The sequence below is a fragment of the Burkholderia sp. Z1 genome (assembly GCF_014893795.1).
Classification (GTDB): domain Bacteria; phylum Pseudomonadota; class Gammaproteobacteria; order Burkholderiales; family Burkholderiaceae; genus Burkholderia; species Burkholderia theae.
This window is the reverse complement of record NZ_JACFYL010000002.1, coordinates 530550-542499: the sequence shown is the minus strand read 5'-3', so window position 1 is coordinate 542499 and position 11950 is coordinate 530550. Positions and strand designations below refer to the sequence as shown.

Below are 11950 nucleotides of genomic sequence, written 5' to 3'. Positions count from 1 at the left end.
CCTGCCGCCCCGCCCCATTCATTCACAGGACCGCTGCCATGCCACGCTTCGCCGCCAACCTCTCGATGATGTACAACGAGCACGCGTTCCTCGAACGCTTCGCCGCTGCCGCCTACGACGGCTTCAAGGCCGTCGAGTACCTGTTCCCGTACGACTTCGCCGCCGAGGACATCCGCGCGCGCCTCGACACGCACAACCTCGAACAGGCGCTGTTCAACGCGCCGCCCGGCGACTGGGCCGCGGGCGAACGCGGCATCGCGGCGCTGCCGGGCCGCGAGGACGAGTTCCGCCGCGGCATCGACCAGGCGCTCGACTATGCGCGCGTGCTCGGCAACCGGAAGCTGCACGTGATGGCCGGCATGGTCGCGCCGGGCGCCGACCGCGCGCGCCATCGCGACACCTACCTGTCGAACCTGCGGCATGCGGCACAGGCCGCCGCCGCGCACGGCGTCACGATCCTGATCGAGCCGATCAACCAGCGCGACATGCCCGGTTATTTCCTGAGCCGCCAGGACGACGCGCAGGCGATCTGCGCGGAAGTCGGCGCGCCGAACCTGAGGGTGCAGTTCGACTGCTACCACTGCCAGATCGTCGAAGGCGATCTCGCGATGAAGCTCAAGCGCGATTTCGCGGGCATCGGCCACATCCAGATCGCGGGCGTGCCCGAGCGCCACGAGCCGGATCTCGGCGAACTCAACTACCCGTATCTGTTCGAGCTGATCGACGCGCTCGGCTACGACGGCTGGATCGGCTGCGAATACCGCCCGAAGGCCGGCACGTCCGAAGGTCTCGGCTGGATCAAGCCGTACCTGTAATTCACGTATTCCCGTAAGGATGAAGAACATGAAAGTACTGATCACCGGCGGCGCCGGCTTTCTCGGCCAGCGTCTCGCGCGCAAGCTGCTCGAGCGCGGCGAACTGACCGGGCCCGACGGCCGGATCGCGAAAATCGACGAGCTGGTGCTGCTCGACGTCGTGAAGGGCAGCGATTTCGGCGACGCACGCGTGACGTCGATCGTCGGCGACATCGCCGATCGCGCGGTGCTCGACAGCGCGATCGACACGCAGACGGGCGCGATCTTCCACCTCGCGGCAATCGTCAGCGGGCAGGCCGAAGCCGATTTCGATCTCGGCATGCGGATCAACCTCGACGCATCGCGCACGCTGCTCGAAGTGTGCCGCGCGCGCGGCCACCAGCCGCGCGTCGTGTTCACGAGCTCCGTCGCGGTCTACGGCGGCACGCTGCCCGACGTCGTGCAGGACGATACCGCGCTGAACCCGCAATCGTCGTACGGCGCCGAGAAGGCGATCGCCGAACTGCTGCTGTGCGATTACGCGCGGCGCGGCTTCGTCGACGGCCGCGTGCTGCGCCTGCCGACGATCAGCGTGCGGCCCGGCCGCCCGAACGCGGCCGCGTCGTCGTTCGCGAGCGGCATCATTCGCGAACCGCTGAACGGCGAGGAAAGCGTGTGTCCGGTGCCGGGGTCGACGCGGCTGTGGCTGCTGTCGCCGCGCGGCGCGATCGACGCACTGGTCGCGGGCTGCGAGATCGACAGCGCGAAGCTCGGCAACAAGCGCGTGATCAACCTGCCCGGCCTGTCGGTGTCGGTTGACGAGATGATCGCGGCGCTGCGCGAAGTGGCCGGCGACGACGTCGTGAAGCTGATCCGCCATGCGCCCGACGAGCGTGTCGAGAAGATCGTCGGCAGCTGGCCGGGCCGGTGGGACACGACGCGCGCGGAGGCGCTCGGGCTGAAGGGCGACACGTCGTTCGCGGACGTGATCCGCAGCCATATCGCAGACGAACAGCGCTGATTCACGCCTCGCCGGGCCGCGTCAGCGCGGCCGGGCAGATTCCCCGATATGCAGCGACGCGCGTTTCGTTTCGCCCGGCCGCTTCGCCGAACCGGCCGCCCACTGCCACGCCAGCAAGCCCGGCAGATAGAACAGCAGATCACGCACGCGGCGGGCGCCGGCCAGTGCGAGACAGGTCGGCGGATCGAACCCGAGCAGCCCGCCGATCAGTACGAACCCGCCCTCCTGCACGCCCAGGCCACCCGGCATCAGGAATGCGATGCTGCTGACGAGCTGGATTAGTGCCTCGATCGCGAGCGCCTGTGCAAAGGTCGGATCGGCGCCGAGGAAATACAGCGCCAGCCAGATTTCCAGCGCATACCCGATGAACTGCAGCGTCTGCCAGATCGCGAGATAACGCACGACGATGCCGGTCTTTCTCCAAATCATCCGGATCGACTGATCGGTGCGCGCCGATTCGCCGACCAGCGCCACCACCTTGCCGCTCGTGAGGCGGTTGAGTGCGCGCGTCGCGCGTTCGAACGGCCGCGCATGCTGCACCAGCGCGAACAGCAGCAGCACCGGCACCAGCGCGGCCATGCCGATGGCGAGGTTCGCGGCCACCCGCGCGGCATCGGACGACACGCGTTCGAGCACGTAGGCGATCGCGATCAGCGCGAACACCAGCTGGCTGATCAGCGTCAGCTGCATGTCGGCGACGAGGCTGGCCACGGCGGTCGCCGGGCGCACGCCCGCCTGCCGCAGCAGGCTGAACGACACGATCTCGCCGCCGATCCGTGCGACCGGCAACAGCCCGTTGATCGATTCGCGGATCCAGACGAGCTTGAGCATCGTCGCGAACGACGGGCGGCGCGGGCCGCGGATCAGCATCCGCCAGTCCCACGCATTCGCGAGCATCGGCAGGATGTGGGCCAGCGCGGCGAGCAGCAGCCCGGCGCCGGCGATCTGCAGGCGGTGCAGGATCTCCAGCGGATGCTCGCGCCAGATCAGCCACACGGCGAGCGCCAGCCCGCCCAGCGCGGCCGCACGCCCCGCATGCCGCAGCCGTGCTTCGTGACGGGCGGACTGTCGATCCGCGTCGGTGTCCGTTTCCATCGTCATGATTCGCTCGCGGGCGACAGCAGGCCTTCCCGGTCGACGCGAAAGCGCGTGCCGCGCCACACGACATGCGACGAGAAGAAGCTCGACACGAAGACCAGGAACTGCAGCATATCGACGAACGGCAGCCAGGCCACGCCGCGCAGACCGGCGCCGGTCGCACGGCTCGTTTTCAGCATCAGCAGCGCGCGCGCGGCGAGCGCCGCGACCGTCAGCGCGCAAGCCGCGACCGTGCCGCCGGAGAACAGCAGCGCCAGCAGCGCGAGCGGCAGCGGGTGCATCAGCACCGAACCGGCATGGCCGAGCCGGTCCGCCGCGCGGATCGTGCAGCTCCAGCGCAATTCGTGTGCGTACAGCTTGGCGAAGGTCTCTTCGACACACGCATGCCCGACCACGAACGGCGGAATGACGACCTGCGCACCCGCCTGCCGCACCGCTTCGCCGAGCGCGTGATCCTCGGCCAGGTGATGGGCGAAACGCGTGAGCCCGCCGATGCGTTCGAGCGTCGCGCGCGTGAACGCAATCGTCTGGCCAAAGCAAGGACGCGCGCGCCCGAGAAAGAGCCCGGTGATCACGCCCGGCAGGAAATGGTAGTTCGTCATCGCGACGGCGACACCGGGCCAGAAGCCCGGCGATGCGATGCCGCGATACACGCTCGTCACGATGCCGACATCCGGCTGCTGTAGCGCGCCGACGACGGCGCGCAAATAATCGCGCTCGACCACCACGTCGCTGTCGGCCAGACAGAGCACCGAATACTCCGCGTGTTCGAGCATGTTCACGAGATTGGCGATCTTGCGGTTCGGCCCGTACAGCCGCGCATCGGCGACGACCTTGATGTTCGCGTCCGGGTAGCGCGCCCGCAGCGCCTCGACGGCCGCGAGCGCCGCGTCGCCCGCATCGTGCACGCCGAACAGGTGCTGGACCGGCCCTGGATAATTCTGGACGAAGAAGCTTTCGAGATGGTGTACGAGATGCCATTCGTCGCCGTGCAGCGGCTTCGCGACGGTGACGCCCGGAAAATCGCGTGGCTCCGCCGCCGCCCGGGAAAAGAACCTGCCGACCAGCACACTGGCCGTGACCGTGTATGCAATGCCCAGCAACACGCCCAATCCGCAGACGATCGACATTACCCCGGCCAGCGCGTGCAGCACATGCAGCAAAACCATGCTTCTCCCCAGTGGTGACCCGTACGGCTGTTATGCCCCGGACGGCCGCACACACGCGGGATCACCCGTGCACGCTGCCGTATCGATTCCCGTTGAGCCGGATGTGAAGGACGACCAAGCGACGATACGCGCAATCAGATGACACGACTACCGTGCGGCGATCGATTCCTGTCATGCGCACGTATCCGCACGCGAGCGCGGCCCTGAACGCCGCATCGGCAAGCTTGCGGGCCGAAAGGATCGCGGTCGCGACCGCGACGACAGTCCATACGCGAAATGTCATCGTGGTGAAAAACGCTTCGGGTACGCGCAACGCGAGTAGCGACACCAGCACGAAACATTGAATCAGCATGCCGGCCAGCGCGGCGATCAGCAGGTGGGCGCGCCATCGCTCGATCGTCGAAGGTGCCATCAAGAATGAACCTCCCGTGCAGGCGACCCGAATCGATCTGAAATCAAACTGAAGGGTCGCGGATTCGTGGGCCAGTGCGCGGTCCGTGACGGACGCGGCAAACCCGGATCGGGATCAGGGGGAGAAATGGTGTGGCCGATAGTAGCGGGAATGCCGACAGCGAACCTTAAGCGTTCTTCAGAATCGCTCGATGCTCGAGACCGCTCAATTACAATCCGTTGCATGGCACGCACAGTGGGGCTCGTACAATCGCAGACACCTGCACGCGAATCGACCATGCGACTCCTCCTTGTTGAAGACGACGATCTGATCGGCAGCGGCCTCGAGATCAGCCTGAGCCAGGCCGGCTATCACGTCGACTGGCTGCGCGACGGCCACGCGGCCGCGGCCGCGCTCGCGTCGACCCGCTTCGCGCTCGTCGTGCTCGATCTCGGCCTGCCCGGAAAATCCGGCACGGAACTGCTGCGTGCGTTGCGCGACGCGGGCGACACGGTCCCCGTGCTGGTGCTGACCGCGCGCGGCACCGTCGCCGACCGCGTCCGCGGCCTCGACGACGGCGCCGACGACTATCTCGCGAAACCGTTCGAGCTGTCCGAAGTGCTCGCCCGCTGTCGCGCGCTCGTGCGACGCTCGCAGGGCCGCGCCGGCGACGAGATCGTCTGGCGCGACATCACGATCGACCTGACCACCCATACGGTGACACGCGATGCGGCGCGCATCGCGCTCACGTCACGGGAATGGGCCATCCTGGTTCAGCTCGTCAGCCACCCGGGCACGCCCCAGTCGCGCGCGCGTCTCGAGGACGGCCTGTACGGGTGGCAGGAAGGCATCGAAAGCAATGCGATCGAGGTCCATATTTCGAACCTGCGCAAAAAGCTCGGCGCGGAATTGATCCGCACCGTCCGGGGCATCGGTTACGTCGTCGACGCACCATGATCTCGCGCTCGATACGACGCCGCGTGTCGGCGATGGCGCTCGGCTGCGTCACCGTCGTCTGGATCGTCGCCGTGTTCGGCGGCTTCCGGCACGCCACGCGCGAAATCGGCGAATGGGAAGACGCGCGCCTCGTCGAATATGCATCGCTGCTCGTCGGTCTCTCGCCGGCCGACCTCGCCCGCCTCGCCCGCTTTCCGCCCGACGCACGCGTCGAACTCGCGCTCGGCGCTTCAGGATCGAGCCCCGCCAACAACGACGGCGACCGCCTGCCGCGCGACGTGCTGTTCGAGGTACGCGACGCGCAGAACCACGTCATCGCGTCGAGCCTGCCGGCCGACACCGCCGGCCTGCCCGATGCACGCGAACCGCGTGGCGCCCCCTGGACGATCGTCATCGGCGGCGCGCAATGGCGCACGCACACGCTGCACGACAGCGCGTCGGGGCGCTGGATCCGCGTGATGGAAACGATCAACACGCGCAGCGATCTGGCGACCGGCATCGCGCGCGGGATCGTCTTGCCGCTGATCGTCGCGCTCCCGGTGCTGGCGCTGCTCCTCTGGTACATGATCGGGCACAGTCTCGCGCCGTTGAAGACGCTGTCGACGCAGATCGGCGCGCGCGATGCGCGATCGCTCGAACCGCTCGACGTCGCCACCGTGCCGGACGAAGTGCGCACGCTGGTCGACGCGATCGACCGCCTGCTGGCAAGGCTGCGGCAATCGATCGTGCGCGAACGCGCCTTCACGTCCGACGCGGCGCACGAACTCAAGACCCCGCTGGCCGCGATCAAGGTTCAGGCCCAGGTGGCGATCGCAACCGACGATCCGGCGCGCAAGCAGCTCGCGATGCAGCGCGTCGTGCAAGGCGTCGACCGCAGCGCGCGTCTCGCCGAACAGTTGCTGCTGCTCGCGCGGCTCGACGAGTACGAACGCATTCCGACGCGCGCCGTCGTCGTACGCGAACTTGTCGACGCCGCCATCGATCGCCATCTCGCGAAAGCGTCGGACAAGGCGATCGACCTCGTGGCCGGCGATGCATCCGAACGGGCGATCGATGCCGATCCGATCCTGCTCGGGATCCTGCTCGACAATCTCGTCGACAACGCCGTGAAGTACGGCCGCCCGGGCGGCCACATCGAACTCGGCGTGCACGACGACGGCGCGCTGCAACGCATCGTCGTGCGCGACGACGGGCCGGGCGTCGCCCCCGGCGAGCACGAACGGCTCGGCGATCGCTTCTATCGCGGCAGCGGCGCGCAGTCGCCCGGCAGCGGGCTCGGGCTGTCGATCGTCAAGCGCATCGCGCAATACTTCGGCGGCACCGTGCAGTTCGAGCCGGGCATCGGCGGTCAAGGCCTGGGCGTCGTGATCGCACTGCCGTCGGCGGACGCGGCCGGTTCGTCGCCGCGCGATGCGCCGGCCGACGAACACGGCGACCGCTCGAGTGCGATACCGCGTGCTTAACGTTTCGTTAAGGATTCAGTCGTAGAATCCGCCGACACATACGATCCCCGCCGTTCGTCAGGAGACTTCATGCCCACGCCCGCCCGCTATGACGCAGTTGCACGCCTTCTTCACTGGCTGATCGTGGCGCTGGTCGTCGCGCAGTATGTGATCGGCTGGACGATGCCCGATGTGCATCGCGATACGCAACCGATCGGCCTGATCGCCGCGCACCTGATCGTGGGTACCGCGTTGCTCGCGGCGATGGCTTGCCGCGTGCTCTGGCGCATGACCCATCGCCCGCCCGCGAGTGACCTGGCGCCCGCGATGCGCGCGCTGTCGGGCGCGACGCATTTCGCGCTCTACGCGCTGCTGATCGCCGTGCCGCTGCTCGGCTGGATCAACGCATCGTCGCGCGCGTGGGCCGTGACGCTGTTCGGTGTCATCCCGTTGCCGGCGCTGTCGGCGGCCGGCTCCGGATTCGGTCACGCGATGGGCGACGTGCACGGCATCCTCGCGTGGGTGCTGTTCGGCGGCATCTGCCTGCACATTGCCGGCGCGCTGGCGCACCGCTTCGTGCTGCGCGATCAGGTCATGCAGCGCATGATGCCCTGGTGATCGCATCGCCCGCGGCCCGGCGCGTGATTGCGCGCAAGAAACGGGTTGTCCGGATTCGTCTTTATCGTTCCGCCGCGTCGAACGGCATGCGCCTCGCGCCCTGAGCCGCCACGCGTCTGCGCCGAGCCGCGCGGCGCTGCCCGCGGGGGCGCGACGCCGCATGCCTGCTCCGCACCCCGCCCGTCCGGCTGGAAACCGGATGCGCCGACACCACACCAGTACACATCGCCGTCTAGTTCCCGGCCGGTGCCGGCGCACCGGCGCCGGCCGCCTTCGCGGCAAGTGCCGCCATCCTCGCCTGATCCTGCGCGGCGACCTTCGCTTGCGCGGCCTGGATATCGGCCGGGTACTCGCCATCGTCTCCCTTCGACGGGTCATACCCGGCCGCTTCCAGGCGCATCAGCTCCTCGCGAACCTGCGCACGCGTCAGCGGCGCGGCCGATTGCGCGAAGGCCGACTGACCGACGATCACGCCGATCATCGTCAGTACTACGATATATGTTTTCATCATGAACTCCATCAATGTTCCGTATCGATCAACCGTCGTGAATGCCTGACCTGCGAACGCAGGCGCTTGTATCAGCTACCGAAATAGATCGTGCAGAAGCTCGCCGGGCCGACGCATGCGGCCGGGCGCTGGCGCGGCGACATCGTTGCCGGCTTGCCCGCTTCGGATGAAACGGCCGGATCGCTGCCGACCGCCGTGCTGGACTGACGCTGCGGCATTTGTTGGGCCTGCTGCTGGAACAGCGGGCTCACGTCCGGATACGACGTGTCGGTCACGAAGCGCAGCCCGTTGTTTTCCGCGTCGATCAGTTCCTGCCTGACCTGCGCGCGCGTCAGTTCCTGTGCCGACGCTTGCGCTGCGACACCCGCGAGAGAAATCGCCGCTACCGTGGCGGCCACCAGCCAATGCTTGTTCATGGTTTGCTCCTTCAGAAGTCAACGAGACGACGTGCTACACCCGTATGACGACGGAGCGGGTTCGTTTATTCCCGCGCGGCAGGATTCAAATTGCTTGCGCCGGACATTCATCGAACTGTCATTCTTTCGTCAGCCGGCGTAATCTCACGTAACGCAGCGCCCATTACGCTTCGTGCAGACTGACGACACTTCATACGGATCGCCTTTCGATCGACCATGTCCGTCGTTTACGACTATGCAGCCGGCCTGCTGCGCACGCTGTACGACCGCCATATCGACGGCGGCTCGGTGCTCGACACGGCCGCCTTCCCCGACGCCGAGCGTTTCGTGCGCGCATGGCCGGCGATCCAGGCGGAAGCGCTCGCCGTCGCGCGCGACATGCCGCGCATTCCGCGCTTCCACGAGATCATGCGCGAGCAGTACGACATCTCGGCCAACGATGCGCGCGACTGGCGGATGTTCATCATGCAGGCGTACGGCCAGCCGTTCCCGCGCAACCTGTCGCGCTGCCCGACCGTCGCGTCGCTGGTTGCGGCGTCACCGGACGTGCTGTCCGCGTCGCTGTCGTTCCTCGCACCGGGCAAACACATTCCGCCGCATCGCGGGCCGTTTCGCGGCATCCTGCGTGGTTATCTCGTGCTGTCGATGCCGAAGCGCGCGGACGGCACGCCGGCCGCCGTGCTGAAGGTCGACGGCCGCGAATACCGGCTCGACGAAGGCCGCTTCCTGCTGTGGGACGACACGTTCATGCACGAGGTGTGGAACGACAGCGATGAAGTGCGGATCGTGCTGCTGCTCGATATCCGCCGGCGCGGGATGCCGCGCTTGCTCACGTGGCTGTCGAATGCGGTGATCGGCGTCGTACGGCTCGGGATCCGGATTCGCGGGCGGTCGATTCCGGTCTAGCGCACGACCGGCCGGCACACCCTATCTCGCCGGGCGGCTCCATCCCACCTTTCGGCCCCCGCCGGATCGCCTAAACTACAGACCGTCCCCTCCGCGCGGCTCCTGCCAGCCACCGCCATGGCGCACCTTTTCTTCGCCGCCTCGATCCAGCGGCACGTCGCAACGCCCGAGCGCGACATCGACGCGCGAACGCTCGGCGAGGCCTTCGAGACCGTCTTCGGCGAACGGCCGCGGCTGCGCGGCTACATCGTCGACGACCAGGGCGCGCTGCGAAAACACCTGTCGGTATTCATCGACGGCCACCCGATCCGCGACCGGCAACACCTGTCCGATGCGCTCGGCGACACCAGCCGGGTTTATGTCGTCCAGGCGCTGACGGGCGGATAAGAAGACTGATGCATGGACTCCGACCAGGCGCCCACGCACCAGAGCGCCAGGCCGGGCCACCAGGAGACATCCGACATGAACGATCGATTGCTCGTCGCCACCCGCAAGGGCCTGTTCATTCTGCAGCCCGACGGCAACGGCGGCTGGACGCTCGGCGAACCGCATTTCGTCGGCGAGCCGGTCAGCATGGCGCTCGCCGACCCGCGCGACGGAACGCTGTACGCGGCGCTCAACCTCGGCCATTTCGGCGTGAAACTGCACCGCAGGCGCGCGGGAGCCGCCGACTGGGAAGAATGCGCCGTCCCCGTCTATCCGCCGCAGCCTGCCGACGAACCGCCTGCCGGCGCCAGCGTGAATGCCGGCACGGCCGACGCGGACGACGAGCCCCCCGGCCCGCCGCAGCCGCCGTGGACGCTTCAGCAGATCTGGTCGCTCGAAGCCGGCGGCGCCGACGAGCCGGGCGTACTGTGGGCCGGCACGATACCCGGCGGCCTGTTCCGCTCCGACGATCACGGCGACTCGTGGGTGCTTAACCGCCCGCTGTGGGACCGCCCGGAGCGCGCCGAATGGGGTGGCGGCGGGTACGACGCGCCGGGCATCCATTCGGTGATGGTCGACCCGCGCGACAGCCGGCACGTGACGATCGGCATCTCGTGCGGCGGCGTCTGGCAGACCTTTGACGGCGGCGCGACCTGGCGCGTCACCGCCGACGGCATGGAAGCCGATTACATGCCGCCCGAACGGCGCGGCGAACCCAACGCGCAGGACCCGCACCGCGTCGTGCAGTGCCCGGCCAACCCGGACGTACTGTGGACCCAGCATCACTGCGCGATCTTCCGTTCGACTGACGGCGCCGAGCACTGGCGCCGGATCGAAGCGCAGCCTTCGAGCTTCGGCTTCGCGGTCGCCGTGCATCCGAACGAACCGGACACGGCGTGGTTCGTGCCGGCCGTGAAGGATGCGTGCCGGATTCCGGTGAACGGCCGGTTCGTCGTCACACGCACACGCGACGGCGGCCGCAGTTTCGTGAGCTTCTCGAACGGGTTGCCGGCCGCGCCCGCATACGACCTCGTGTATCGCCACGGGCTGGCAGTGGACGATTCCGGCACGCGTCTCGCGATGGCGTCGACGACCGGCGGGTTATGGACGTCCAGCGACGGTGGCGAAAACTGGCAGATGGTGTCCGCACATTTGCCGCCGGTGTATTGCGTCAGGTTCGGGTGACGGTGCGGCGCTCGTCCGTCATCCGCGCCACCGCCTCACGCGTCTGCGCGATTTCCGCTTCGAGCCAGTCGAGAAACCGCCTGACCTGCGGTTCGCGCTCCCGCCCGGGCCGGCACAGCGCGACGAAGCGCGCGCCGCCGAGCCGCACCGACGGCTCGACCGGCACCAGCGCGCCACGCTCGACGTGCTCGGCAACCAGCACCGAGCTCAACAACGCGACGCCCTGCCCGTGCAACACGGCCTGCAACGCGTACTGCTCGTCGTCGTAATGCCGGAACACCGCGCGTTCGAGCCACGTTTCCCGGCCTGCCGCGCGGCACCACGATGCCCAGTCGATCGATATCGGTAGCGGTGTATCCCACACGGTCTCGATCAAATCGAGCCGCTCGTCCGTGCGATGCGCGTCGAAACCGGCGGCCGCATACGCGCCGAAATACTCGTCGAGCAGCGCGATCTCGTGCAGGCCCGGGAACGTGCGCGACGTCGCGCGAATCGCGACATCGATGCGCGCATCGCGTTCGAGATCGACGAGCGCGTTGCCGGTTTCGACCTTGATGTTCAATTCCGGATCGACGCGGCGAAACCGGCCGAGCCGCGGAATCAGCCACATTGCGGCGAACGCGGGCGTGGTCGTCAGCACGAGCGTACGCTCGCCGGCCGCCTCGGGCCGCACCGCGTCCAGCCCTCGGCTCAGCGCAAGCAGCGCATCGTGACTCGCGCGAAACAGCCGCTCGCCCGCGTCCGTGAGCCGCACGCCACTCGCGCCGCGCTCGAACAGCAGCACGCCGAGCCGGCTTTCGAGCGACTTGATCTGGTGCGACACGGCGGCCGGCGTCACGGACAGTTCGTCCGCGGCGGCCTTGAACGTGCCGAGCCGCGCCGACGACTCGAATACACGCAATGCGGTCAGGGGAATTTTCGAGAACACGGGGCCTCGCGGGCCGGATGCGGCCGGGTTGAATTCGATTCAATCGGGGTGAGATTAGGTGAATTGAGGCGCGTGTGCAACGCGGGTAGCC

General features: G+C 67.9%; 14 protein-coding genes. 8 read left to right on the top strand and 6 right to left on the bottom strand.

The window, feature by feature from the left end; all coding sequences use genetic code 11:
• Positions 1–38: 38 nt before the first annotated feature.
• The gene (gene otnI / locus H3H55_RS19505) at positions 39–815 is read left to right on the top strand and encodes a 2-oxo-tetronate isomerase (RefSeq protein WP_193099832.1); all 777 of its coding nucleotides are present in this window, start codon (positions 39–41) and stop codon (positions 813–815) included.
• A gap of 28 nt (positions 816–843) precedes the next feature.
• Positions 844–1815 (top strand): D-erythronate dehydrogenase, encoded by a 972-nt coding sequence (denD, locus tag H3H55_RS19500; protein ID WP_193099831.1) that lies wholly within the window; start codon positions 844–846, stop codon positions 1813–1815.
• A gap of 21 nt (positions 1816–1836) precedes the next feature.
• Here the strand turns inward: denD and H3H55_RS19495 are convergent, their stop codons facing one another.
• From H3H55_RS19495 to H3H55_RS19485, 3 genes are all read right to left on the bottom strand, one after another.
• The gene (locus H3H55_RS19495) at positions 1837–2916 is read right to left on the bottom strand and encodes a lysylphosphatidylglycerol synthase domain-containing protein (protein WP_193099830.1); all 1080 of its coding nucleotides are present in this window, start codon (positions 2914–2916) and stop codon (positions 1837–1839) included.
• Entirely contained in the window at positions 2913–4082 is a 1170-nt protein-coding gene (hpnI, locus tag H3H55_RS19490; RefSeq protein ID WP_193099829.1) for a bacteriohopanetetrol glucosamine biosynthesis glycosyltransferase HpnI, read from the bottom strand. The genes H3H55_RS19495 and hpnI overlap by 4 nt, the downstream gene beginning before the upstream one ends.
• A gap of 61 nt (positions 4083–4143) precedes the next feature.
• Entirely contained in the window at positions 4144–4494 is a 351-nt protein-coding gene (locus tag H3H55_RS19485; protein WP_129515718.1) for a hypothetical protein, read from the bottom strand.
• Between the two features lie 276 nt (positions 4495–4770).
• Here H3H55_RS19485 and H3H55_RS19480 point away from each other — a divergent pair, with 276 nt between their 5' ends.
• The 3 genes from H3H55_RS19480 (at position 4771) to H3H55_RS19470 (ending at position 7490) form a co-directional block, all read left to right on the top strand.
• Positions 4771–5430, top strand: coding sequence for a response regulator (locus H3H55_RS19480; RefSeq protein WP_129515719.1), 660 nt, complete (start codon positions 4771–4773; stop codon positions 5428–5430).
• Complete coding sequence (locus H3H55_RS19475; RefSeq protein WP_193099828.1) at positions 5427–6893, top strand: ATP-binding protein; 1467 nt, start codon at positions 5427–5429, stop codon at positions 6891–6893. Before H3H55_RS19480 ends, H3H55_RS19475 begins: the two co-directional genes overlap by 4 nt.
• A gap of 69 nt (positions 6894–6962) precedes the next feature.
• On the top strand, positions 6963–7490 hold the full coding sequence (locus H3H55_RS19470; RefSeq protein WP_193099827.1) for a cytochrome b: 528 nt from the start codon (positions 6963–6965) through the stop codon (positions 7488–7490).
• 232 nt (positions 7491–7722) lie between these two features.
• Here H3H55_RS19470 and H3H55_RS19465 read toward each other — a convergent pair whose 3' ends face one another.
• Positions 7723–7998, bottom strand: coding sequence for a DUF4148 domain-containing protein (locus H3H55_RS19465; RefSeq protein WP_193099826.1), 276 nt, complete (start codon positions 7996–7998; stop codon positions 7723–7725).
• 71 nt (positions 7999–8069) lie between these two features.
• A complete protein-coding gene (locus tag H3H55_RS19460) occupies positions 8070–8414 on the bottom strand; it encodes a DUF4148 domain-containing protein (protein ID WP_048242611.1) in 345 nt (114 codons plus the stop codon).
• Positions 8415–8630: 216 nt separating this feature from the next.
• Here H3H55_RS19460 and H3H55_RS19455 point away from each other — a divergent pair, with 216 nt between their 5' ends.
• From H3H55_RS19455 to H3H55_RS19445, 3 genes are all read left to right on the top strand, one after another.
• Positions 8631–9320 (top strand): aspartyl/asparaginyl beta-hydroxylase domain-containing protein, encoded by a 690-nt coding sequence (locus tag H3H55_RS19455; protein WP_129515723.1) that lies wholly within the window; start codon positions 8631–8633, stop codon positions 9318–9320.
• A 117-nt stretch (positions 9321–9437) separates the two neighbouring features.
• Entirely contained in the window at positions 9438–9707 is a 270-nt protein-coding gene (locus H3H55_RS19450) for a MoaD/ThiS family protein (RefSeq protein ID WP_193099825.1), read from the top strand.
• 75 nt (positions 9708–9782) lie between these two features.
• The gene (locus H3H55_RS19445; protein WP_193099824.1) at positions 9783–10931 is read left to right on the top strand and encodes a WD40/YVTN/BNR-like repeat-containing protein; all 1149 of its coding nucleotides are present in this window, start codon (positions 9783–9785) and stop codon (positions 10929–10931) included.
• On the opposite strand, the gene H3H55_RS19440 is transcribed toward H3H55_RS19445, so the two are convergent.
• Entirely contained in the window at positions 10918–11859 is a 942-nt protein-coding gene (locus H3H55_RS19440) for a LysR substrate-binding domain-containing protein (RefSeq protein WP_193099823.1), read from the bottom strand. The two genes, H3H55_RS19445 and H3H55_RS19440, sit on opposite strands and share 14 nt — an antisense overlap.
• Positions 11860–11950 lie beyond the last annotated feature (91 nt).